We start from the raw sequence: 24,721 nt of genomic DNA, 5'->3' as shown, positions 1-24,721 counted from the left end.
TCCGGCGCCCCAGTCGCCCAGTCGCCAGACGCACTGTCGCCCAGTCGTCCAGTCGCCATCGGGCACCCCGCGTCCCGGCCAGCCGCCAGCCGTCCCCCGAACCCCGCGTATCGGGCGGGGCGCATCCGCCCCGTACCGGAACGTCCGCCAAGGAGTGTGCCATGACCCAATCCGCCGCCCCGTCCGCTGCCCCCTCCTCCGTACCGCACGCCGACGCAGTCACCGCCACCGCGCCCACCGGCTCTTCCGCCACCGGCCCCTCGGTCATCGGTGAGGACATGGCCGCGCTGGCCGCCCGCCAGAAGGCGTTCATCGCCTCGGGCGCGGTGCTGCCCTCCGGCGCGCGGGTGGACGCCCTGCGTCGCCTGCGCGAAGGCGTGCAGGGCTACCGCGACCGTCTGGCCGATGCCATCCGCGCCGACTATGGCCGCCCGGAGCACCCTTTTCTGGTGCGCGAGGTGGTGCCCGTGCTGCACGAGATCGACTGGCTGATCAAGGCCGTGCCCGGCTTCTGCGGCGGGCGGCGGGTGCTGCCGTCGCTGGGGCAGTTCAAGGCGCGCAGCTACGTGCGCCGTCAGCCGCTGGGCCGGGTCGCGGCCTACGCCCACTGGGCCGACCCGTTCCGCAGCCTGCTGGTGCCCCTGGCCGACGCCATGGGCGCGGGCAATGCCGTGGTGCTGCGCCCCTCGGCGGAAGCACCGGCCACGGCGGAAATGGTGGCCCGGATGGTGCGCCAGTATTTCGAGCCGGAGCATGTGGCCGTGGTCGGCGGCGGCGCGGAAACGGACGAGGCCCTGCTGGCCACCGCGCCCGATTTCGTGTGGTACGACGGCGACGCGCGCGGAGCGCGGACCATCGCCGCGCTGGCCGCCCCCACGCTGACCCCGTATGCCGCCATCACCGGCGGACCGTCCGCCGCGCTGGTGCACGGCGATGCGGACATGGCCATGGCCGCCCGGCGCATCGTGTGGGCCAAGTTCCTGCATGCCGGGCAACTGCGCGCCGCGCCCGACGTGCTGCTGGTGCAGCGCACCGTGCTGGACCGCGTGCTGGACGCGTTGCGCACCGAACTGGAACGCGCCTTCGGCCCGCAGCCGCGCACCAGCGCGGACTTTGGCCGCATGGTCTCCGCCGCCGGGTTCGCGCGCCAGGCGGAACGGCTGGCCATCGGGCGCGCCCTGCCCTTCGGCCCCGGCGATGCGGCCAATCAACCTGACAGGGCCTCCCTGTACGTGCCGCCCACCCTGCTGACCGACGTGCCCGATGACAGCCCCGTGCTGCGCGAGGAAGGCTTCGGCCCCGTGCTGGTGGTGCGCCCCTACACCCGGCTGGACGAGGCCACGGCCTTTCTGGCCGGGTTGCCCGCGCTCACCGCGCTGTACGCCTTCACCACCGCCCACGCGCGCGGCGAACGGCTGATGGAAACCACCCGCGCCGGGGCAGTGCTGATCAACGACGCGGCCACCCACCTCGCCAACCCGCGCCTGCCGCAGGGGGGCGTTGGCGAAACCGGGCACGGCGCCATGGCGGGCCCCGCCGGGCTGGCCACCTTCTCCGCACCGCGCGCGACAGCCGTGGGGTCCAACTTCTTCGACATCCCCCTGCGCTTCGCACCCGGCTCCGACCTGAAGCTGAAGGTGCTCAAGCGGTTGTACAAGTAACGCACCCCCCTTGCGGCGGCGGATATCCGAACGAACGTTCCGCCGCCGCAGGGGTACGCTCCGCCCGTCCGCATGCCGGTCCCACGGGCGTGTCCATCCCGGTCTCTCCCGGCCTCTCCCCGGCATCGGCTGGCACCGCCGCATCCCCCCTTCTGGACACCCCCCCTCCGAGAGGCTACATTCCCAGCGGCACCGATCCGGAGCCATTCGTGCCGCAACGGTTCACGCCAGCGCGGCTCGGACCACGACGATTCAAGCCAGCCACGCTTCCCGGCACGCGGCCCTGCCCGCCCTGCCGGCTTCCATCATCATCAATCCCCACAGGTCATTTTCGCGCGCATGTCCGCATCCATACACCGGCCCGAATTCCGCCCTTCCGCCAATGCCGCCGACACCGGCAGCCACGGCAGCCACGGCGCGCGCTCCGGCGCCGCTCCCGCGCCATTGGGCCTGCCCGCGGCCCCCATCTGGGAACGCAACCCCGCCCTGTGCGCGGGCGCAATCATTGCCGTCACCACCCTGGTGCGGCTGTGGTTCGTGATCTCCGGCCAGCTGGATCTGGTGCAGGACGAATCGCAGTACTGGGACTGGTCGCGCAGGTTGCAGCTTTCCTACTATTCCAAGGGGCCGCTCATCGCCTGGCTCATCCACGGGTGGACGGCCCTGCTGGGCGACACGGAAACCGGCGTGCGCATGGGCGCGGTGGTCAATGCCGCGCTGGCCCAGACACTGCTGTATCTCGGTGTTGCCCGGCTGTTCCGCGCACCCGCGCTGGGCGTGTTGACCCTGTTCGTTGCCAACACCACCCCGCTGTTCATTGCATCGGGCGTGCTGATGACCACCGACAGCCCCCTGCTGCTGTGCTGGGCGGGCGCGCTGTTCTGCCTGCACTGGATCTCGCGCGAGCCGCGTGGCCGCACCCCCTACGTGCTGCTGTTCGCGTGCATGGCCCTGGGCGTGCTGGCCAAGTACATGATGCTGGCCATGGCGGGCGTGGCCGTGCTGTGGCTGTGGGGCCTTGCGCGCCACGACCTGCTGGCGCGCGGCGTGGCCTGGCGGGTGCTGGCGGTGATGCTGGCCGGTTCCGCCGTGGGCATGCTGCCCATCCTGGCCTGGAACATTTCCAACGACTGGGTCAGCTTCCGCCACGTGGCCACCCTGGCCGGGGTGGCGGGCAAGGCCGCCAAGACCTTTCTGACCCCGGACCGCCTGCCCGAACATCTGGGCGCGCAGGCGGGCATCATCACCCCGTGGTGGCTGGGCCTGATGCTGGTGGGCGGCTGGCGCGCCCTGCGCAACGCCTGCTCCGGGCACGCGCCCGGCGGCAGGAACGGAGCCGGGGGCGGCGGCATGGCTTCCGTACCGGGCACCCCTTCCGTGCCCACTGCCCCCATCGGCGCAGGTTGCGATCCGGACCGACTGCGCCGCGACATCCTGTTGGCCGCCGGGTTCTGGCCCCTGTGGGGCGGCATGACCCTGTGGAGCCTGCATACCCGCATCTACCCCAACTGGCCCGCCATGAGCTACGTGGCGGGCATCATGCTGGCCGCGTGCTGCCTGGCCGACCTCGTCGCCGCCCGCCGCCGCGACGCCGTCCTGCTCGCGGCGGGGACGCACACCACCGTATGGCGCAGGCTGGTGCCCGTGTGGGCGGTGCTGGGCGTGCTGACCTTCGGCCTGGTGCACGCGCAGGATGCGCTGCCCCTGCCGCCGCAGTACAACCCCGCAACCCGCCTAAAGGGTTGGGCCGACCTTGGCGAGCACCTCGACGAGGTGCGTCGGCAACTGCCCGACCCGGACCGGGTGTTCTTCTTTTCCGACGCCTACGACATGACCGCCTCGCTGGCGTTCTACGCACCCGGCCAGCCGGTGACCTACTGCGCCGACTTCGGCCGCCGCATGAGCCAGTACGACATCTGGCCCGCCCCCACCGACAAGGTAGGCTGGGACGCCGTGCTGGTGCGCCGCGACGGGCCAAGGATGCCACCGCAGCTCGAAGAAATGTTCGAATCCGTGCAGGTCACCAACTACCAGTCCACCCACCGGGGCAAGCCGGGGCGCACGTTCTGGGTGGTGGTGCTGCGCGGCTTCAACGGCCATTGGCCCAACTCCGGCTCCGGAGCCTACTGACATGGCACGCGCACCCCGCACCCCCAAAACGCCCGATACAACGGGCACGACGGGCACCCCCTGCGCAAGGCCCCATGCCCGGCCCCATGCCAGACGGGACGCCCCCGCGCCCGATCCTTCGGCCTGCGCCCGTTGCGCTGCGCAGGGGACCACCTGCTGCTCCACCACCCCCGGCGAGGAGGAATTCTGCTTCCCCCTGTCCCGCTCGGAATGGGAGCGCATCGTGGAATGGTGCGACCACGTGGGGGGCTTTGCCACCGAACGCAACACCCGCCCCTTCGTGGACGGCATGAAGCGCCTGTTCCCCGGCGAGGAAGCCGCCGTGGAGGCCCTGTTCCCCCTGCACGGCGAACACCTGCGCCTGGCGGTGGACCGCCGGGGCGACTGCGCCTTTCTGGGTACGGAGGGCTGCCGCCTTCCGCGCGAGGTGCGGCCCTGGTACTGTCGCCTGTTTCCGCTGTGGATGCGCGGCGAGCGCATCACGTTGTTCACCCCGGACCACTGTGTGGTCGTACGCGAAGGGCGTACCCTGTCCGGCGTGCTGGCCGCCGTGCACCTGACGGAAAAGGACGTCCGCCTGCTGTTCGGGCGCCTGCGCCTGGCCTGGGGCCTGACCCCGCTGGACGCCTTCGAGGCCGGGCTGCCCTTTGCGGCTCCGGCTGACGCCGCACCCAATGATGTCGATGCCCCCGCCGCCCCGGCTTCCACCGGCGCGGCCCCCCTGCCCAAACCCCAGCCCATCCCTGATCCCCGCACCGCCCCCCGTGGCCGCCGCAGGCCGCCCCGGCCCGGCAAACCGGGCGCTCTGGACGACGGGCCGGAAACGTTGTAACGCGCACCCCCATGAAAAAACTGCTGCTCACCCTCGGCATCGTCGGCGCGCTTGGCATTGCCGCCGCGGCCGGGCTTGCCGCCATGCTGGTGGTCTGGGCCTCGCACGACCTGCCCAGCTTCACCCGCATCGCCGACTACCGCCCCCCCCTCGTCACCACCGTGTATGCCCGCGACGGCAGCGTGATGGGCTATTTCTACCGTGAAAAGCGCTTTCTCGCGCCGCTGGACAAGATGTCGCCCCGCGTGCCCCAGGCCTTTCTGGCCGCCGAGGACGACGGCTTCTACCGGCACGAGGGCATCGACCCCATCGCCATCTTCCGCGCGTTCCTCAAGAACATGCAGGCGGGGTCCATCAAGCAGGGCGGCAGCACCATCACCCAGCAGATCGTCAAGCGCCTGCTGCTGACCTCCGAAAAGAGCTACGAGCGCAAGATAAAGGAAGCCATCCTTGCCTACAGGCTGGAAAAATACCTGAGCAAGGACGAAATCCTCACCATCTACCTGAACCAGATATACCTCGGCGGCGGCGCCTACGGGGTGGAGGCGGCGGCGCGCACCTACTTCGGCAAGCACGTCAACGAACTGTCGCTGGCCGAGGCGGCGGTGATCGGCGGGCTGCCGCAGGCCCCCTCGAAGTACAACCCCTTCCGCGATCCGGACGCCACCAGGCAGCGCCAGATGTACGTGCTGCACCGCATGCTGGACCTGGGCTGGATCAACCGCGCCGAATACGACGAGGCCGTGGCCCAGCCGCTGGTGTACCGGTCCATGGACGACAGCGGCTGGCGCGAGGGCGCGTGGTACCTTGAAGAGGTGCGCCGCCAGCTCATCGACTTCTTCAGCGAGGCCAACGTCAAGCGCCTGGGCCTGAAGGTGGACCGCTACGGCGAGGACGCCATCTACGAACTGGGCCTGCACGTGCGCACCAGCATGGAGCCGCTGCACCAGTCCGCGGCGGAAAAGGCCCTGCGCAACGGGCTTAACGACGCCTCGCACCGCCACGGCTGGCGCGGGCCGCTGCAACGGCTGAAGCCCACGGAATACGACGCCTTCCTGAAGCACGAAAACTTCACCCCCGCCGCGCTGGCCGATGGCGCATGGGCGCGGGCGCTGGTGACCAAGGTGGTGCCGCAGGGCGCGGAAGTGCGCCTGGGCGGCTACCGGGGCTTCATCGACGTGAAGTCCATGGCCTGGTGCCGCACCCCGGACATCCGCTACGCCCCCGAAAACGTGGCCGCCGTCAAGGACGCCAAGAAGGTGCTGGACGTGGGCGACGTGGTGTGGGTTTCCGCCCTGGGGGCCGACGGCAAGGCCGCCAGCTACAACCCCTCGCTGGTCTCGCAGGCCGGGGTGATCCAGCTTTCGCTGGAACAGTACCCCGACGTGCAGGGCGCCGTGGTGACCATAGAGCCGGACACCGGCGACGTACTGGCCCTGGTGGGGGGCTACAGCTTCAGCGACAGCCAGTTCAACCGGGCCATCCAGGCCAGGCGCCAGCCCGGCTCGTCGTTCAAGCCCATCGTGTATTCCGCCGCCATGGACCACGGCTTTACCGCCGGGTCGGTGGTGCTGGATGCGCCCTTCGTGTACCTGAACGAGTACACCGACAAGATCTGGCGGCCGGAAAACTTCGAAGGCGTGTTCTACGGCCCCACCCTGCTGCGCACGGCGCTGGCCAAGTCGCGCAACCTGTGCACCATCCGCGTGGCCCAGAAGATCGGCATACCCGCCGTCATCGAGCGGGCCACGGCGCTGGGGCTGGAAGGGCCGTTCCCCAACGAGCTTTCCGTCAGCCTGGGGGCGGTGGCGGTTTCGCCCATCAACATGGCCGAGGCGTACACCGCCTTTGCCGCCGAAGGGCGCGTGGCCAAGCGCCGGTTCATCCATTCCATCGGCGATGCCTGGGGCGAAACGCTGTTCGAATCCAAGCCCGACGTGCGCGAGGTGCTCAGCCCGCAGAACGCCTTCATCATGGCCACCCTGATGAAGGAAGTGGTGCAGGACGGCACGGCCACCAAGGCCAAGGTGCTGGGCAAGCCCCTGGCGGGCAAGACCGGCACCACCAACGACGAACGCGACGCGTGGTTCATCGGCTACACCCCGCATCTGGTCACCGCCGTTTACGTGGGCTTCGACCAGGTGGCGCCCATGGGCAAGTTCGAAACCGGCGGGCGCGCCGCGCTGCCCATCTTCGTGGACTACCGCAAGGTGGTGGAGCCCAAGTACCCTGCGGACGACTTCCCCATGCCCCCCGGCATCGTCATGGTGCGCGTGGACGGCAAGACCGGGCAGATCGCCGGGCCGGGCTCCGAGACCAGCTACCTGCTGCCGTTCCAGTTGGGCACCCAGCCCACCTCCACGGCGGGCGACCCGGTACACCGGGGCGACGACGACACCAAGAGCGCGGAAGACCTGCTGAAGCAGCTGTACTGACGCGCCGTGCCCCATCGGGCATGACGATGGCACGACCGGATGCATGCGCCCCGGCTCCATGAGGACTTTCGAGGACCGTGGGCCGGGGCGCCTTGTTTCGGGTGCGCGAGCACCTGACGACCTGCCCCGGAACGAACACTGCCCCCCCCCCCGCACGCATATGAACGCCGCCCACGGCAGCCCAAGGAGCCGCATGTCCCGCCCCAATGCCACCGCCCCTGCCGCCCACGGCGCCCCCGCAGCCACCGTCACGGCCCGCGCCGACGTCGCGCCCTACGTCACCCGCGACGGGTCCATCATCCGCGAACTGATGCACCCCGCCGTGCACGGCAACCGCAACCAGTCGCTGGCCGAGGCGAAGGTGCCGCCCGGCTGCGTCACCCTGCTGCACCGCCACCCGCAGAGCGAGGAACTGTACCACGTCACCGCCGGACAGGGGCTGATGACCCTGGGCGATGCCAGCTTTGCCGTGGGGCCGGGCGACACCGTGCACATCGCCCCCGGCACGCCGCACCGCATCGCCAACACCGGGGACGTGCCGCTGCTGGTGCTGTGCTGCTGCGCCCCGCCCTACGCCCACGACGACACCGACCTGCTGGACCCCGCAGCCGGGTAGCCGCTACGCCGGGCTACCGCGTCGAAACGGCCAATGCCCGCCGCAGCACGGAGACCGGGTCGACACCCACCGGAAAGTTGCCGCATCAGGAGTGCGCGAGAGTGCGCGCAAGGCGACTCCCGATGGATTTGCCCCTGTCCACCTGCCACCTTTCCGGCAGGCGACCGGACACTTGCCGGGGCGCATTCCCTTCCGGCCTTGCTCACGCACCGCCCCCCCGTCGTCCCATACCGGCCGGTCCGTCCCGCCGGTACGCCCCATCGGCCCGCCGTTCCGCCGGTACGCCCCACCGTTCCGCTGTTCCGCCTTCCGGCATCACATGCCGCCCTGCCCACTCGCCCTGCCACGCGAAACATGCTATAGGGCAGGCATGCGTATACTCACCATCAGAGGCGCCCTGCGCCGACCGACAGTTCCCCTGTTTCCGTTCCCCGCCTGCGGCATTGCGTCGGCCACCCTGGCCGTCGCGCTGCTGCTAGCCCCGCTTGGGGCGCAGGCCGCCCCGCAGGCCCAGAACGCCCCGGCAGTGCCCGCGCAATCCGCCCAGTCCGCGCAATCCGCCCAGTCCGCCCTGTCCACCCAGTCCGTCGGCATTGCCGACCCGCAGCCCGTCGCGCCCACGTCCGTGGTGCTCTACCCCCGTTCCGCGCGGGTCACGGTGGAAGACCGGGTGTCCGTGGAGGCCGCTCCCGGCGGCGGTCAGGCATTCCGGCTGGCCCTGCCCGCCGGGGCGGACCCGGCCACCCTGTCCGTGACCATCCCCGGCAACGGGGTGGCATCGATAAGCATTCGTGAAGCCGACGCAACCGAGTCCCCGCGCCTGGCGCGCCTGCGGGCCGAACTGGCCGGGCTGCGGCGCGAGGCCGCGTCCGTGGCCGGGTCCATCGCCGCCACCGAGGCGCGCATGGCCCTGTGGTCCAAGCCCCCGGTGACCAACGCGCCCACCGCCGACCTGGAGCGGCTGGACGCCCAGATGGCCCGGCGGTTGGCGGAACTGAACGCCACCCTGCCCGACCTGCGTGACAAGCAGGCCGCGCTGGCCGCGCGCATCGACAGGCTGGAGCAGGAATTGAACGACGCGGGCGGCGCGACGCGTACGGCGCCCATGGCCACGGTGCTGCTGGCAAGCCCGACGCGCGGCCCGCTGGCGGTATCCTATGCCTATACCCTGCGCGATGCGGGCTGGCGGCCCGCCTACCGGCTGGAGGCCTTCCCGGACAAGGGCAGCGTGGGCTTCACCTTCGAGGCGGAAATCCGCCAGGGCGGCTCCGTGGACTGGAACGGCGCGCGCCTGTCCGTGGCCACGGTGGAGCCGGGCACGGCCCTGCAACCGCCGCCCCTGCGCGACTGGCAATTGCGGCCCATACTGGGCGTGACGCCCATGCCCATGGCCATGAAGGCCGCGCCCATGGCCGCCGAAGCCGTGGCCCTGCGCGCCGATGCAGCGCCCGCCGCCCCTGCGGTGGACGAAAAGGCCACCTACGAGGTGTGGGACCTTGGCCCGCGCACCCTGCCCGCGGGCGGCAGCGCCCGCGTGGCCCTGCGCGGCGAAACATGGCCCGCCGCCTTCCGGCACACCGTGCGCCCGGCGGCGGACCCGCGCGCCTTCCTTACCGCCTCCGTCACCCTGCCCGAACCGCGCCACTATCCCACGGGCGAAGCGCTGTACGTGGCCGATGGGGCCAGCGTGGGCAGCGCCCCCTTCAGCCTGGCCGAAGACAAGGCCGACATCTTCTTCGGCAGCGACCCCATGGTGTCCGCCACCATGCGCCTGGACGAACGCAAGAGCGGGCGCGAAGGGCTGGTGAACAAGCAGCAGACCCGCACCTGGGCCTGGACCATCGAGGTGGCCAACCGGCGCGCCACCCCGGTGTCCGTGCGCGTGGAAGACCCGCAGCCGCAGCCGCGCGACACGGCCATCAGCCTCAGCGTGGAGTCCGACCCCAAGCCCGCCACGGAAAACCACCATCTGGTGTGGACGCTGGATGTTGCGCCGCGCGCCACCGCCACCATCCGCCACACGGTGCGGGCCACGGCCCCGGCGGACATGCGGCTGGACGACGGCAGGTAGGCACGGCATACCCACGGTCCTTTCGGCACCCGCGCCGGATTCTCCGGCGCAGGGCGCGCGGAAAACAGCCATGCCCCACCACGCAAATGACGACGGCCCGTCCATCCGGACGGGCCGTTCCGTTTGCCCAAGGCAAAATCGAGGCATGGGGGGGGCGCCAACGCGGCACGCCCGGCACGGTCGGGCCGCAGCCCGCATGCCGGGTCGCGAACTGTCCGGTCAGCTCTTGATGCTGCGCTGGCAGAAGGCCACCACCCCGCGCGCGAGGTCGGGCGTTTCCGGCCAGAAGATGCGGCGGCGGTTCAGCCCCAGCAGCAGAATGCCGACGATGCGCGCCGTTTCGGGCACGTCGATGTCGTCGCGCACCGTGCCGTCGCGGATGCCCCGGATCAGGCAGGCTTCCACGGTCTGGAACAGGCTGGTGGACAGCGCGTCCATCACCGCGCGGGCGCTGGGAATGGTGGTGTAGGTGTTCAGCAGCACCCGGGTGTCGGTCAGGCGTTTGTCGATGAATCCGCAATGGTCGAGGATCAGCGTTTCCAGCAGGCAATAGCCGCTCTTCTGCCGCTCCTTGATGGCCGCCATCAGCTTTCGGTATTCTTCCAGGTAGGTTTCGACGATGACGTCAAACACTTCCTGCTTGGAACGATAGTGCCGGTAGATGGCCGCATCCGTCACGTTGGACGTCTTGGCGATCTGTGCGATAGTGGTACCCTTGAAGCCGTTGGCGGCAAACAGGATACGTGCGTTTTCCAGGATCAGATCTTTGGAAGATGCCATGCGTGCCTCTTTTCTGGGTGCGTCCGCCGCAAAGGGAGCGAAAGGTGCGGAACGCGCGTTGCGCAGAACATCATAGACACGTTCCCACAGGCGGCGTCAAGCACGGGAATTTGCGCGGGGTCCTCGCGCATGCCAAAGAACGGTCCGGGACTCCCCTTCCGGAATGCATCGGACCGGGCATCGCAATGCGGCACCCACACGACAGGGCACATCACACCGCACGCCGTCACACGCCGCCGATCCAGGCGTGCCCGCCTGTCATCTCTGTCATGCCTGTCACGCCTGTCATGCCTGTCACGCCTGTCACGCCTGGCAGGGCTGCCATGCCCGACCTGCCTGCCGGGCCTGCCGGTGACGGGCCAAAGAACCAATCGCGCCAATGCGAATCCGCCGGGCAAGGCCGCGCGCCGCGCAGGGGCACGCCAGCCCCATACCTCGGGCGGCACCTCGGGCACCCAGGCACCTTCAGCATCCATCAGACATAGTCGCCGGGTGTCTCCTGGCCGCGCAGCACCCGCAGCACGCCCGATGCCAGGGCGTGCATCTCTTCCACCTCGGGTAGCACAACCACCGGGGCCAGCCACTGCAGCCGCTGGCGCAAGCGTTCCGTCAGCCGGACGCTGCGGGCCATGCCGCCGGTCAGCACCACCCCGGTGATGCGGGCCGGGCACGCGGCGTCCGCCACGGGCTCGCCGCAGCCGGTGCCGGTGCCGCCGTCCAGCAGGGCGGGCGCCAACGAGGCGATTTCCTTGGCGATGGTGTAGGCCACGGCCTCGAACACCAGCGCGGCATGGGCGTCGGGCGGGGTGTAGCCGTCGCCATCCGTACCGCTTGCGGCTGAACCGTCTTTACCGCTCCCGGTAGTACCGTCCTTACCGCAGCAGGCCGTTCCGGCTTTATCGCAGCAGGCCGTTCCGTCTTTATCGCAGCAGGCCGTTCCGTCCATGCGCCGCTCCAGCACGCGCAGGTCATTGGTGCCGCAGTGCGCCCACATGCCGCCCTCGCGCAGGATGATGCGCCGGAGTTGCTCGAAGGTGTACGTGCCGTCCTGCACCAGCGACAGCACGCCCAGCGAGGGCAGGCGGCCGGTGCGTTCCGGCGCGATGGGCCCGTCGCCGTCCAGGGCGTTGACGACGTCCACGATGCGCCCGCAGCGGTGCGCCGCCACGGAAATGCCGCCCCCCATGTGCGCCACCAGCCAGCGGTTGGCCGCATAGTCCACGCCCAGCAGTTCCGCGGCCCGCCGCGCGGCGGAACGCTGGCTGAGGGCATGGAACACGCTGCGGCGCGGCAGGGCGGGCAGGCCGGAAATACGGGCCACCTCGTCCATCTCGTCGGTGACGGGCGGGTCCACGATGTACGCGGCCACGCCCCAGCGGGCGGCGTAATCGTGCGCCAGCGGCGCGCCCAGGTTGCAGGGGTGCTCGCCGTAGCGGGCCTGCTCCAGCGTTTCCAGCATGGCCGGGGTGATGCGCCACGCGCCGCCGGGCATGGGCGGCAGCAGCCCGCCGCGCCCGGCCACGGCGGCCAGGGGCATGTCGGCCATGCCGTGTTCGGCCAGCAGCGCGTCCACGGCGGCGCGGCGGTAGGCGTACTGGGCGATGACCGTGGGAAAGGCCGCAAGCTCGTCGCGCGGGTGTTCCACGGTTTCTGAAAACACTTCGGTCTCGCCCTCGTACAGGGCCACCTTGGTGGAGGTGGAGCCGGGGTTGATGGCCAGAATGCGTTCCTTCCCGGAACCGGACGCATCCTCGGGGCGGGCCGTGCTGGCGGCAGGCGTGCCGTCGGTGGGAACAGGCTGGGAACTCAGATGGATATCCTCTCGAAAGGCGGTGTCGTGCAAGGACGGCAACGCGGCATGCGGGCCGCCGGAAAAGAATGGAACGGACGGTCGGGGCGGGCGCTAGCTTCTTGCGGCCAGGGCCAGATACCCCGCCAGCGCGATGGAGCAGAACTTGGACCGTTCGCTGTCCCCGCGCGAGGTGACCACCAGCGGCGCGGAACTGCCCGCCATGGTGCTGGCCATGTCCGCGCGGGCCAGGATGGTCAGCGACTTGTACAGGATGTTGCCGCTTTCGATGTCCGGCGCCACGAGGATGTCGGCGCACCCGGCCACGGGGTGGTCCACTCCCTTGCGAGTTGCCGCGTCGGGCGAAAGGGCGATGTCGAGGGCCATGGGCCCGGCCACGTCCGCCTCGCCGAATTCGCCCTGCTCGGCCATGCGGGCCACGATCTGGGCGTCCAGCGTGGCGGGCATGGCGGGCAGGATGACCTTTTCGGTGGCGGCCAGCATGGCCACGCGGGGCCGGGCAATGCCCAGCGCGCGGGCCACGGCCACGGCGTTGTGCACGATTTCCAGCTTGCGCTGCAAGTTGGGGCGGATGTTCACGGCGGCGTCCGTCATCATGGCCAGCCGGGTGGTGCCGCCCGACGCGGGCAGTTCGAACACGGCCACATGGCTCAACACGCCCTTGGGGGGCAGGCCGGTGGCGCGGTTGAGCACCCGGCGCAGCAACACATCGGTATTCACCAGCCCCTTCATGAGCACATCGGCCTCGCCGCGCCGCACCATGTCCACGGCGCACTGCACGGCCTCGCGCGGGTCGGGGGCGTGCACGGCGGCAATGCCGGAAATGTCGCGCCCAAGCTCCGCCGCGATGCGCGCGGTCTGGTCCATGTCGCCCACCAGCAGGGGCTGGGCGATGCCCCGCTCCATGGCGTCCAGCAACGCGCCCAGGGCATGGGCCTCTGCACAGGCGGCCAGCGCGATGCGCGGACGCGCCCCGCAGGCGGCCACGCGCGCGACCAGTTCGTCAAGGCTGCTCGGCCCCTGCCCGCCCGTGTGCGGGCCCTGGCAAATCTTTGCTTCAGTGGTCAAACCGGCATGCTCCGCTGGAGATGGACGTCGTGAACGGGAAAGGGAAAACGAGGCCGCGTGTGAACATCAGCGCGGAAAGGAACACGCCGCGCAACGATGCAATCCACTGCAAATTTCTTCATGCAGGGGTGGCACGTTTGCCGTAGCGCAAGGAAGACGGCGTTTCCGCGATGGGAGCGCACTCTTTGGTGCGTGACCGGAGCGGAAACGGCGGCTGACGCAGCGATCCGGCAAAATCGCCGCCCCTGCTAGTCGTCGTCGCCGCGCTTCATGGCAACCACGCCCGTCCTCGCCAGACTGCGAATGCCGAACGGGCGCAACATGCGGATGAAGCCGTCCACCTTCTGGGTGTCGCCGGTCATTTCCACGGTCATGGTTTCCTGCCCCATGCCGATGACGCTGGCGCGGAACACCTCGCACACCTGCATGATCTGGGTGGTGGTTTCGCGGGTCACGTCCACCTTCACCAGCACCAGTTCGCGGTCCACGAAGTCGCGGCGTGAAAGGTCCTCGACCGTGGCCACCACGTCCTGGGCGCGCAGTTCGTCGGCGATGGATTCCAGTTCGGCCTCGTGGTCCTCCACGGTCAGCACGAGGCGCGAGACGTCGAAATCCTCGGTCTCGGCGCAGGATATGGAGCGAAAGCTGATGCCCCGGCGCCGGAAGACGTCGGTGGCCTCGGCCACGGCCCCGGCCCTGTTCTTCACCAGCACGGACAATGTATGTTTCATGGCGGCACTCCCATGTGTCGATGGGGCAGAGCATAGCGCGACGGTGGCGCTTCACGCAACGGCTTGACCGGATATTGGCAACGCGTGACCGGCGGCGAAGCAAGGCAAGAGGACGCTGGACGCAGGCGGCACATCGCCACGGTTGCCAGCGGGACGGCGCGGACCTATCTATGGCTAGCCATCGGCAGGCGGCGTGCTCCCGCGCCGTGCCGCCCGTTCCGGCCACACCGCCTTGCCCGCAGCAGGAGCCGCCATGACCTACCGTCCCGAACCCGACGAAGAATTCAGCCCGCGCGCGGAACACGCCCGCATCCCCTACGCCCGCAAGCGCACCACGCTGCGCACCATGCTGTTGTGGCTGGCCGCCCTGTGCGTGGCGGCGTACTCGGTGCAGGCCATGCTGCCACGGATAGCGCCCGACATTGTCAGGGCCGCTCAACAGACCGCCGGGCAGATCGACGGACACGTCGCGGGCTGGCGCAACGTGACGCCGCAAGAGGCCGCCACCGTCATGGGACAGCGTGCGAACGACGAAGCCTTCATGGTGCTGGACGTGCGCACCCCCGGAGAATTTTCCGAAGGCCACCTGCAGGGCGCGCGGAACATCGACTTCACCTCGCCGGAATTCCGCGACCGGGTACGCTCGCTGAACCGCAACCGCACCTATCTCGTCTACTGCCGCTCGGGCAACCGCAGCAGCAAGGCGCTGGAAGTGTTCCGCGAACTCGGCTTCACGTCGGTCCTGCACATGGACGGCGGCACGCTGGCCTGGAACGCGGCGGGCCTGCCGCTGGAAAAGTAGCCCCTTTCCCTCTTCGCGCCCCCTCCCGCCTTCCTGCCCGCACGCAACATGCGGCGGCCCTCCCCAAGGAGAGCCGCCGTTTTTTCGCGTTCAGCCTTCGGATGGCGTTCCTGCCATCGCGCGGGATCGACACGCCTTCGGTTTCCGCATGCAATCCGTGCGCTGGCAAGGAAGACGAGGCGGTTGCGGCGGGAGCGCACTAAAGGTGCGTGACCGGAGCAAGCGACACCTTCTGACGAAGCCAGCACACGGAGAACTTGCGAAAACTAACAGCCCTCGCCGGTGCCGCGACACCCGCCCCCTGCGCACGAGGTCTTGCCCACGCCGCCCTTGCGGCCACGCAACGGAGCGGTGTTGCCGTTGCCGAAGACCACCTCCAGTGCATCCTCGATGAAGCCGGAGGCCTCGACGGGCTTCACCCCGGCGGCCACCAGAATCCCTTCCGGGTGCGCGCCAAAGGCGGCGCACAGCAGGGCGCGGCAATCGCGCAGGGTATGGGCCACCTGCTTCCAGCGTTCCGGGCCGCAGCCGGGCTTGGGCGCAAGGCGTTCCTCCACGAGGTAGAAGCCGCTCGCCCCCTGCCCCCAGACCTGAAACCGGGCGGCCTCGCCCAGGTGCTGGTTGACCAGCATGCCTTCGCGCGTGGCCACGGCCACGTAGGGGCGTTCCGCTTCTTCGGTCTTGCTGGCGGCGCAGGCGCGCAGGGTTTCGGCCATCTCGGCGGACTTGTCCTCGTGCAGCAGGCCCACGGCATCGGCGCGGCAGCGCTTGCAGTGGGTCATCTGCGAAATGTGCCCGCCCGCGCCCTTGCGCGCCGCGTTGACGGCGGCGGCGTCCGGTTCCGGCAGGTGGGCCAGCGGGGTATCCGCCGTGGGCTTCAGCGGAATGATGTTCTGGATGGTGGCCCCCAGTTCGCCCACCACGCGCGCCACCTCTTCCACGTGGTGGTCGTTCACGCCGGGCACCAGGATGGTGTTGACCTTGACGACCATGCCGCGCTCCACAAGGCCGCGCACCGATTCGAGCTGGCGCGCAAGCAGCAATTCCGCCGCCTCGCGGCCACGCCAGACCACCTTGTCGTCGCGCACCCAGGAATACAGCTTTTCGCCGATGGCCGGGTCCACCGCGTTGATGGTGACGGTGACGTGGGTGACGCCCAGTTCCTTCAGCCGGTCGAGATGCGGCGGCAGGCCAAGGCCGTTGGACGAGAGACAGAACAGCAGTTCGGGATGCCTTTCATGCACCAGCCGCAGCGTTTCCAGCGTTTCCGCCGGGTTGGCCATGGGGTCGCCGGGGCCGGCGATGCCGATGACGGTGATGCGCGGGTCCGCCGCCAGCACCTTGTCCACGTACTCCAGGGCCTGGCGCGGCGAAAGCACCGCGCTGGTCACGCCGGGGCGCGATTCGTTGACGCAGTCGTACTTGCGGTTGCAGTACCCGCACTGGATGTTGCACCTGGGCGCCACGGGAACATGGACACGACCGCAGGACGAGGCGCTGTTGTGATCAAAGCACGGATGGCCGGGGGGGGTGGTGCGCAGCGGCTTCATGGCGGTCTCCTTCGCTATTCCTAAAGATAGCAATATCCTACAGGGCTATCACTCTGGGTCTTCTCGATGACGGCGTTGACGATGCGGTCCATGAGGGCCTGGGCACCGACGTAGCCCACGTGCAGCAGGCGGTGGCCGCCGAAGCGGTCGTGGATGGGAAAGCCCGCCCGCACGAGGGGGATGTTCCACTGCCGGGCGTAGCGGTAGCCCTTGCTGTTGCCCACCAAGAGATCGGGCGAAAGTCCTTCCGCCGTGTCGGCGATTTCCTCGAAGTCCGCGCCCTCGATGACCGTGGGCATTGCGGGCAGCATGCCTTCGGTGACGGCGGCGACGGATTCGGCCAGATGCGCCCCGCGCGTGCCGGTGGCGGCCAGCACGGTGTGCACGCCGATCTCGGTCAGCAGGGAGACAAGGCCGATGACCAGATCAGCCTCGCCGTAGACCACGGCGCGCTTGCCGGACACGTACTTGTGGCCGTCCACCAGGGCATCGACGAACCGCCCGCGCTCCAGTTCGTGCCTGCGGGGCAGGGGCTTGCCGGTAATGGCCTCCAGCGCGGCGACAAGGGCGTCGGTTTCACGCAGGCCGATGGGCAGGCCCACGGCGTGCAGCGGCAGGCCGAAGCGTTCGTGCAGCACCCGCCCCGCCGTGGCCGGGCCAGCGGAGCCGAATGAGCCGGATGAACCGGTGGGGGTCATGGCCAGCGAGCGGCCGCATTCGATGACCGCCGCCGCGCCGGACAGGGCGCGGATGTCGGCCAGCGGGGTGCCACCCTCGGGCAGCGGGGTGTAGTCTTCCAGCGCCGGACCATCCAGCGGGTCGGACAGGTCGGGCAGGATCACCGCGTCGGAGCCGAAATCGGCGACAAGGTCACGCAGGTGGCGCAGGTCCGCCGGGGAAACGAAGCCGGGCAGCAGGGCCACCTTGCCGTGGGGTTCTACCTTCTCCTTCGCCAGTTGGTCCACCAGGGCGCGCACGGCGGCGTTCCAGCCTTCCATGTGCGTGCCGTTGTAGCTGGGCGTGTGCACGTGGACGATTTCCGGCAGGTCGAGGTCGCCGAATTCGTTGCGGAATTCGCGCAGGTAGCCGCCCACGTCGTCGCCGATGGTCTCGGTGAGGCAGGTGGTGGCAACGCCCACCAGCACGGGGTCGTACTTCTTCATGACGTTGAGGATGCCCTTCTTCAGGTTGGGCCCCCCGCCGTACACGGCCTGCTTTTCGCCCAGCGAGGACGAGGCGATGTCCATGGGCTCGCGGTAGTGGCTGATGACGTAGCGCCGCATGTAGGTGGCGCAGCCCTGCGAACCGTGCAGGAAGGGCACGGCGCCTTCCACGCCCCGGAAGGCCAGCATGGCCCCCAGCGGCGTGCACAGCTTGCAGGCGTTGGTGGTGGAAACGAAGTCGGGGCGCTTGGGGCGCGGGGCCTTGCCGGGTTTGCCGCCGCTGGTGGCCGCCGTTCCCGGAACCGCTCCTGACGGCGCGGCCTTCAGCGCAACCGGGGCCAGGCAGCGGTCGTCCGCACCGGCTTCCGGGGTTCCGGAACAGCCGCAGCCGTCTGCGCAGTCGTCAGCACAGCCGCGCGGGGCGGATTCGCTACAGCTTCCACCGCAGTCACTGCCACAGTCACAGGACACGGCATCGCCACTGGCACAAGTGCCTTCGGGTTCAACGAAATCAAGCGTCATGGCACACCCCCTATGCATCCGCGCCAGCGGGAGTGGCGGCGCGCCTGGCCCGGCGGGGCACGAACCGCCAGACGGGACTCATGACCGAGGCGTGCACCTCGCGGGCGAAGTTGTACATGCCCTCGAAACCGGCCAGCGCGATCTTGCGCTCGTGGTTGTGGTCGCAGAAGCCCACGCCCAGCTTGTGGGCGATGGGGCGTTCCTTCACGCCGCCCACGAACACGTCCACGTCCAGTTCGCGCACGTAGTGCGAAAGCTCCAGCGGGTTGGCGTCGTCGATGATGACGGTGCCGGGGTCGCACACGGTTTCCAGTTCCCGGTATTCTTCCTGCGTGCCGGTCTGCGAGCCCACCAGCACCACGTTCATGCCGATGTGCCGGAAGGCCTTGATCAGCGAGAACGCCTTGAACGAACCGCCCACGTAGATGGCGGCGCGCTTGCCGGAAAGGTCGCGCCGGATGTCGCGCAGGCGCGGCATGAGGGCGGCCAGTTCCTCGCGCACCAGGTCGCGGGTGCGTTCCACGATGCCGGGGTCCACGGATTCGAAATGTTCGGCCACGGCATACAGCGAATCGGCCATGTCCTCGATGCCCAGGTACGACACGCGCAGGTGCGGGGTGCCGTATTTTTCCTTCATCATCTTGGCCAGATCCATGGTGGAGCCGCTGCACTGCACCAGGTTCAGGGCCGCGCCGTGGCAGCGGCGGATGTCGTCCACCCGGCCATCGCCGGTGATGTTGGCCACCACCTGAATGCCCATGCGCGCAAGGTAGCCGCGCACGATCCAGATTTCGCCCGCCAGGTTGAAGTCGCCGAGGATGTTCACGGAAAGGGGCGAAACGTCGTCCGTGGGCGCGGTGCCCACCAGCCGGAACATGGCCTTGCACGCGGCAAGGTAGCCTTCGCGCTTGTTGCCCTTGAAGCCTTCCGACTGCACGGGAATGACCGGGATGCCCTTGTTCTCGGACATCTTGCGGCACACCGCGCCCAGATCGTCGCCGATCAGGCCCACGATGCAGGTGGAGTAGACAAAGGCGGCCTTGGGATTGTGCAGGTCGATCAGTTCGTCCAGCGCGGCGGCCAGCTTCTTTTCGCCGCCGAAGATGACGTCCTTTTCCTGCAGGTCTGTGGAAAAGCTCAGGCGGTGCAGTTCCGGCCCGGACGAAAGCGCCCCCCGGATGTCCCAGGTGTAGGCGGCGCAGCCGATGGGGCCGTGCACCAGGTGCAGCGCGTCGGCGATGGGGTACAGCACCACGCGCGAGCCGCAGAACACGCAGGCGCGCTGGCTGACGGCCCCCGCGAGGCTCTCGCGGTTGCAGGCCATGTCGATGGGACCCTGCCCGGCGCGGTGCACCTGCTTCTTCCGTTCGTCCAGAAGATCCGCGTCGCGGCATTCTGCCGTGGCGGTAACGTTGGGTGCGGTTGCGGTGGTCATGGTCTTTCCCCTTTGTCGTAGCTGCGCGAAATCTTGTGTTGTCCTGCTGTGGCGTTTCCCGCTGTTCCTTGCGGCCCCCCCGTTGAAAAGTTTGGGGGGATGGGGGTCCGGGGGAAGGAGACCCTTTCACGCTCTGCGGTCGCCATCCGTAAGGCTCGCAAACTCGCCCAACGGCTGCCGCAAAGGGTCCCTTCCCCCGGAAATTCTTCCTCAGTACATCAGGTAGTCGGCATTGGGTTCGCCGTCTTCGATGCCGTCGAGGATGGCATCGATGGCGTCGTGGCTGTCCACGCCCTTGAACCACCAGTTCTGCGGCTGCACCACGAGGACGGGGCCTTCCTCGCAGGCCTTCAGACACCCGGTGGCGGTGACCAGGATGTCCAGCCCGCGATCAAGGATTTCCTCTTCGAGGTACTGCAGGAACCCGTCGGTCTGCTTGAAACAGACGCCCTTGGGTTCGCCCTTGTGACGGAAGCTCTGGCACACGAGAATCTGATGCGTCGGCTTGGGCATGGTCCTTCCTCTCCCTTGCAATACCTAGACTGTGCGGCCCTTGCCGCGGTTCTTGCCTTTCTTGCCACCCCCGTAGAGCACGTCCACGAGGCCTTCGATGTTGTCTTCGGTCTGGATGACGCGCAGCCCCTTGCCCGCCAGGCATTCCACGGGCCGCTGGCCCGCGCTGGACACCAGCAGGTAGGCGCAGTCGGACAGGACGGCGGCCAGCGCCTCCCACCGGGCGTCGCCGGAACCGGCGGGCGGTGCCGGGCGCACGCCCAGAAGCTCCACCGGACCGGTCATGGAACTGGCCATGGAACCGGTCTGGGGACCATCCTTTGGCCCGTACACCAGAAACTGGCGGGCGTGGCCAAGGTGTTCGTCCACTTCAAAGCCGTCGCTGCTGGCCACGGCCACATACGGGCGGTTGCCGCCGGGCAGCGGCAGGCCGGAACCGGCGGTGACGGCCACGGGTTCGCCGCATCCCATGCCGGTGCGCCGCGCGACGGGCAGGCCGTCGCGGGCAGAGGCGTCGAGCACGGGCAGAAAGGCGGCTGCCGCGTTGCGGGCGGCGTCCATGGTGGCCGCGTCGGCGGCGGGCACGGGGCCTGCGGCGGCGTCGGCAGGCACGAAGGGCAGCACGTAGATGCCCGAGGCGCCCAGCACCTTGGCGGCGGCGGCAATGTCGCCCACGTGGGCGTCGTTGATGCCGGGGTACACGGTGACGCACACCGTCACCTCGATGCCCGCCCTGACCAGCGCGGCAAGGGCCACGGCCTGCTCGTCCACGAGCAGCGCGGCGCCTTCGCCGGGCCGCAGGGTGCGGGTGCCGGGGCGTATCCACGCATACAGGGTGTCCACCAGTTCCGGGTCCACGGCGTCCATGAGCAGGGTGACGTGGCCAACGCCAAGCTCGGTCAGGGCGGCGACATGGCTGGCCACGCCAAGGCCGTTGGTGGTCACGCACAGGGTGATGTGCGGGTAGGCGGCGCGCACCAGATGCAGGGTTTCCAGAGTGCGGTGGGGCACGGCAAACGGGTCGCCGGGGCCGGCAACGCCCACCGTGTTCACCACCGCGCCCGATTCCATGACCGTGCGCAGGTGTTCCAGCGCTTCGTGCGGCAGCATGGCTGGGGATGCGGGCTGCGTTCCGCAGGCGCACGGGGTGCTCACGCCCGGATCGCCATGGCGGCTGCGGGCGTTGGAACGCGGCGCCACGGGCAGCAGCAGCCAGCCGCCGGGACGTCCGTTCGTGTGCATACAGTGGGGTGCGCCGCTCATGGTGTCTCCGTGGGGTTCTCCGCCCGGCGCCGGGTGGCTCCGTGTGGTGTCAAACGGCGCCGGGCGGAAAGGATGCGGGTGCTTGGTGTGTCGTCACGAGCAGGATTTTTGTGCTCTGCCAAGGAAGAACAATTTTTTACGGAGGGAGCGTACTCTTCCCGTACGTGACCGGAATAAAAACTTGTTCTGACCGCTTTGCGCTCGATGTCCGTGGGGCTCGCAAGCTCGCCCAACGGGCACGCTTCGCGCCCTTCGGGTCGGTCAGGCAGAGGGCAAAAGGACGCTCGTGACCACACGCCCTAGTAGACGAGTTCGAACTTCTCTTCCGGCGCATCCCGGTCGGCACGGTCGAGCAGGACGCCCAGGATCTTTTCCATCAGCCGGATGCCGCCCTTGTACCCCGTCACCGGGAAGTACTGGTGGCCCACCCGGTCCATGATGGGGAAGCCGAAGCGCACGTGGGGAATGTCCTCGTCACGGGCGATGTACTTGCAGTAGGTGTTGCCCATGATGAGATCGACGGGCTCGTTCTTGATCCACTGGTGGAGCAGGAACATGTCGCCCGCGGCGCGCACGTTGACGTCAAAGCCCTTGCCCGCGCACAGTTCCCTGATGCGCGCCTCGAACTTCTTGCCCGGCGTGCCGGTAACCACGTGGACGGGCTGCATGTCGAGCGTCAGCAGGAACTCGGTCAGCGCGATGAGCTGGTCCGGGTCGCCCACCAGAGCCACCTTCTTGCCGAAGAAGTACTGGTGGTAGTCGGAAATGACGTCGATGAGCTGGCCGCGTTCGAAGTTCACGGTGTCGGGCACCGAGGTGCCTGCCACGGTGCGCAGGGCGTCGATGAAGCGGTCGGTGGCCTTCAGGCCGATGGGCAGGTCCAGCACCCGGCAGGGCACCTTGCACTGCGCATCCAGGGTGCGGGCCGCATCGGCGGAACACCATTCGCCAAGGGCCAGGGTGCCGATGGCATCGCCCGCGGCGCGGATGTCCTCTGCCGGGGTGCCCGCATCGGGGAACATGTGGTACTCGCCGGTCAGCGGGCCGTTGAGCACGCCAGAGGTGTCGGGGAACATGGTGAAGGACACGCCGATCATGCCGGCGATGCGCTTGATCTCCTCCATGTCCGCAGGTTCCACCCAGCCGGGGATGATGTTGACCTTGCCGTTCTTCTTGCCGGAAGCAACGGCCAGGCACTTCACCATGCCCTTGACCATGTTGGAGAAGCCGGTGACGTGCGAACCCACGTAGCTGGGCGTGGAGGCAAAGATCACCTGCTTGCCCGCGGGCACCTTGCCTTCCTTCACCGCCTTGTCGACGATCTGGTTCAGGTCGTCGCCAATGGTTTCGGACAGGCAGGTGGTGTGCACCGCGATGATTTCCGGTTCGTACACCGAGAAGATGTTCTCGATGGCCTGCAACAGGTTGGCCTGGCCGCCGAACACGGACGCGCCTTCGGTGAACGAGCTGGTGGCCGCCGACACGGGTTCCTTGTAGTGGCGGGTCAGGGTGCTGCGGTGGTAGGCGCAGCAGCCCTGCGAGCCGTGGCTGTGCGGCAGGCAGCCCTTGATGCCCAGGCCCGCGTACATGGCGCCGATGGGCTGGCAGGTCTTGGCCGGGTTGATGTTGAGCGCCGAGCGCTCCTTGATTTCCGTCGGGGTATGTCTGAGCAGCATGTCGTTTCCCTTCCTTGCCCGTTATTCCCAGACGTAGGTTGCCGAGAGCTCGGGGTTTTCTTCCCAGGGGGCCTTGAGGTCGCTCCAGACCTTGCTGGTGACCAGGCGCTTGATTTCCGTGTAGAAGTTCACCGCGCCCTTGAAGCCCGCATAGGGTCCGCCGTAGTCGTAGCTGTGCAGCTGCTTCATGGGCACGCCCATCTTCTGCACCGAGAACTTTTCCTTGATGCCCGCGCAGAACACGTCGGGCTTCAGGAGTTCGATCAGCTTGTCGGCCTCGTACTGGTTCAGGTCGTCGATGACGAGGGTGTTGGACTCCATCTGGGGCATCATCCCTTCGTAATCCTTGAAGGTGAAGCCTTCCTCGGCGAGGCGCTTCAGGTCTTCGTCGGACTTGCGCGGGACAAAGCGGGTGGAATCGGGCGCGACCTCGATTTCCTCGATGTTGCGGCTGTCGGCATCCACCTTGATGGTGGGCATGACCTTGCGGCCTTCGTAGTCGTCGCGGTGGGCGAATTCGTACCCGGCGGCGATGGTCTTCATGCCCATTTCGGTGAACAGGTCCTGGTAGTGGTGGGCGCGCGAGCCGCCCACGAACAGCATGGCCGTCTTGCCTTCGGTGAAGGGCTTCACGTCTTCCAGGGCCGCATGCACGGCGGGCATTTCTTCGGCGATGACTTCTTCCACCCGGTCGATCAGCTTCTTGTCGCCAAAGTACTGGGCGATCTTGCGCAGCGACTTGGCAGAGGATTCGGCGCCGATGAAGTTCACCTTGATCCACGGGATGCCGTACTTGGTCTCCATCATTTCGGCCACGTAGTTGATGGAACGGTGGCACATGACGGCGTTCAGGTCGGCCTGGTGGGCGGTGGCGAAATGCTCGTAGGTGGAGTTGCCGCTGAAGGTGGACACCAGGGTGATGCCGCACTTTTCCAGCACGCGTTCCAGTTCAAAGGCATCACCGCCGATGTTGTACTCGCCCAGCATGTTGATCTTGTATTCGCCAAGCTTGGGGGTATCGTCCTCGCCCACCACGTGGGTGAATATCTGGTTGTTGGCGATGTGGTGCCCCGCGGACTGCGAGACGCCCTTGTACCCTTCGCAGCTGAAGGCGAAGATGTTGATGCCGAGCTTCTCCTTCATCTTGCGGGCCACGGCGTGGATGTCGTCGCCGATGAGGCCAACGGGACAGGTGGCGAAAATGGCGATGGCCTTGGGGTGGAAGGTGTCGTAGGCCTCCTGGATGGCCGCGATCAGCTTCTTTTCACCACCGAAGATGATGTCCTCGTCCTGCATGTCCGTGGAGAAGGCGTAGGGCATGAAGTTTTCGGACGATTCCAGCGGCGCCTTGGTCTGGTTGCGGCGGGTGAGCCACGAATAGAACCCGCAGCCGATGGGCCCGTGGGTGATGTTCACGATGTCGCGGGTGGGGCCAAGGATAACGCCCTTGCACCCCGCGTAGGTGCAGCCGCGCATGGTGATGATGCCGGGCGTGGTGCGCACGTTGGCCTGTACCTCGGGCACCACGTCGCCGTCCTTCACGTCGTTGATGACGATCTGCTTGGCGCGCTTGCGGGCGACCTTGGTGGGATACTTCTTGAGCAGCTCTTCCTTGACGGTCGCGACGTCGGGGATGCTCTTGTGCTTCAGTGCCATGGTGTCC

18 protein-coding genes are annotated in these 24,721 nt (G+C 68.5%); 7 read left to right on the top strand and 11 right to left on the bottom strand.

Annotated features, from left to right (window positions below):
- Window positions 1-161: 161 nt before the first annotated feature.
- The 6 genes from K6142_RS01935 to K6142_RS01910 all read left to right on the top strand — a co-directional run bounded on the left by K6142_RS01935 (window position 162) and on the right by K6142_RS01910 (window position 9,745).
- Entirely contained in the window at window positions 162-1,661 is a 1,500-nt protein-coding gene (locus K6142_RS01935) for an aldehyde dehydrogenase family protein (protein WP_223290372.1), read from the top strand.
- 339 nt (window positions 1,662-2,000) lie between these two features.
- Window positions 2,001-3,791 carry an ArnT family glycosyltransferase gene (locus tag K6142_RS01930; RefSeq protein WP_190245128.1) on the top strand — a complete coding sequence of 597 codons (1,791 nt, stop codon included), beginning with the start codon at window positions 2,001-2,003 and terminating at the stop codon, window positions 3,789-3,791.
- A gap of 1 nt (window position 3,792) precedes the next feature.
- Window positions 3,793-4,623 (top strand): YkgJ family cysteine cluster protein, encoded by an 831-nt coding sequence (locus K6142_RS01925; protein ID WP_190245127.1) that lies wholly within the window; start codon window positions 3,793-3,795, stop codon window positions 4,621-4,623.
- An 11-nt stretch (window positions 4,624-4,634) separates the two neighbouring features.
- The gene (locus K6142_RS01920; protein ID WP_015946257.1) at window positions 4,635-7,058 is read left to right on the top strand and encodes a penicillin-binding protein 1A; all 2,424 of its coding nucleotides are present in this window, start codon (window positions 4,635-4,637) and stop codon (window positions 7,056-7,058) included.
- Window positions 7,059-7,251: 193 nt separating this feature from the next.
- Entirely contained in the window at window positions 7,252-7,674 is a 423-nt protein-coding gene (locus K6142_RS01915) for a cupin domain-containing protein (RefSeq protein ID WP_190245126.1), read from the top strand.
- 370 nt (window positions 7,675-8,044) lie between these two features.
- The gene (locus tag K6142_RS01910) at window positions 8,045-9,745 is read left to right on the top strand and encodes a DUF4139 domain-containing protein (RefSeq protein WP_223380733.1); all 1,701 of its coding nucleotides are present in this window, start codon (window positions 8,045-8,047) and stop codon (window positions 9,743-9,745) included.
- A 219-nt stretch (window positions 9,746-9,964) separates the two neighbouring features.
- Here the strand turns inward: K6142_RS01910 and K6142_RS01905 are convergent, their stop codons facing one another.
- The 4 genes from K6142_RS01905 to ilvN form a co-directional block, all read right to left on the bottom strand.
- Complete coding sequence (locus tag K6142_RS01905) at window positions 9,965-10,525, bottom strand: TetR/AcrR family transcriptional regulator (RefSeq protein WP_190246091.1); 561 nt, start codon at window positions 10,523-10,525, stop codon at window positions 9,965-9,967.
- 475 nt (window positions 10,526-11,000) lie between these two features.
- Window positions 11,001-12,377: a butyrate kinase gene (gene buk, locus K6142_RS01900; RefSeq protein ID WP_223380732.1), complete on the bottom strand. Its 1,377-nt coding sequence runs from the start codon at window positions 12,375-12,377 to the stop codon at window positions 11,001-11,003.
- A gap of 51 nt (window positions 12,378-12,428) precedes the next feature.
- Window positions 12,429-13,403: a phosphate acyltransferase gene (locus K6142_RS01895; RefSeq protein ID WP_223290468.1), complete on the bottom strand. Its 975-nt coding sequence runs from the start codon at window positions 13,401-13,403 to the stop codon at window positions 12,429-12,431.
- Window positions 13,404-13,651: 248 nt separating this feature from the next.
- Complete coding sequence (ilvN, locus tag K6142_RS01890) at window positions 13,652-14,134, bottom strand: acetolactate synthase small subunit (RefSeq protein ID WP_035068250.1); 483 nt, start codon at window positions 14,132-14,134, stop codon at window positions 13,652-13,654.
- Between the two features lie 253 nt (window positions 14,135-14,387).
- On the opposite strand from ilvN, the gene K6142_RS01885 reads away from it, so the two are divergent.
- The gene (locus K6142_RS01885; protein ID WP_223290469.1) at window positions 14,388-14,936 is read left to right on the top strand and encodes a rhodanese-like domain-containing protein; all 549 of its coding nucleotides are present in this window, start codon (window positions 14,388-14,390) and stop codon (window positions 14,934-14,936) included.
- Between the two features lie 266 nt (window positions 14,937-15,202).
- Here K6142_RS01885 and nifB read toward each other — a convergent pair whose 3' ends face one another.
- The 7 genes from nifB to nifD form a co-directional block, all read right to left on the bottom strand.
- Window positions 15,203-16,486, bottom strand: a complete 1,284-nt coding sequence (gene nifB, locus K6142_RS01880) for a nitrogenase cofactor biosynthesis protein NifB (protein WP_190245909.1) — start codon at window positions 16,484-16,486, stop codon at window positions 15,203-15,205.
- Between the two features lie 20 nt (window positions 16,487-16,506).
- Window positions 16,507-18,171: a nitrogenase component 1 gene (locus K6142_RS01875; RefSeq protein WP_223290470.1), complete on the bottom strand. Its 1,665-nt coding sequence runs from the start codon at window positions 18,169-18,171 to the stop codon at window positions 16,507-16,509.
- A gap of 10 nt (window positions 18,172-18,181) precedes the next feature.
- Window positions 18,182-19,606 (bottom strand): nitrogenase iron-molybdenum cofactor biosynthesis protein NifE, encoded by a 1,425-nt coding sequence (nifE, locus tag K6142_RS01870; RefSeq protein WP_190245910.1) that lies wholly within the window; start codon window positions 19,604-19,606, stop codon window positions 18,182-18,184.
- 210 nt (window positions 19,607-19,816) lie between these two features.
- Window positions 19,817-20,119, bottom strand: coding sequence for a (2Fe-2S) ferredoxin domain-containing protein (locus K6142_RS01865; protein WP_007526572.1), 303 nt, complete (start codon window positions 20,117-20,119; stop codon window positions 19,817-19,819).
- A 24-nt stretch (window positions 20,120-20,143) separates the two neighbouring features.
- Window positions 20,144-21,382 (bottom strand): radical SAM protein, encoded by a 1,239-nt coding sequence (locus K6142_RS01860; RefSeq protein ID WP_223380731.1) that lies wholly within the window; start codon window positions 21,380-21,382, stop codon window positions 20,144-20,146.
- Between the two features lie 299 nt (window positions 21,383-21,681).
- A complete protein-coding gene (gene nifK / locus K6142_RS01855) occupies window positions 21,682-23,058 on the bottom strand; it encodes a nitrogenase molybdenum-iron protein subunit beta (RefSeq protein ID WP_190244907.1) in 1,377 nt (458 codons plus the stop codon).
- Window positions 23,059-23,079: 21 nt separating this feature from the next.
- Window positions 23,080-24,714, bottom strand: a complete 1,635-nt coding sequence (gene nifD / locus K6142_RS01850; protein WP_190244908.1) for a nitrogenase molybdenum-iron protein alpha chain — start codon at window positions 24,712-24,714, stop codon at window positions 23,080-23,082.
- Window positions 24,715-24,721 lie beyond the last annotated feature (7 nt).

Source organism: Nitratidesulfovibrio sp. SRB-5, assembly GCF_019931275.1.
GTDB lineage: Bacteria > Desulfobacterota > Desulfovibrionia > Desulfovibrionales > Desulfovibrionaceae > Cupidesulfovibrio.
The sequence above is the reverse complement of the archived record's forward strand: the minus strand, read 5'-3'. Positions and strand labels throughout refer to the sequence as shown.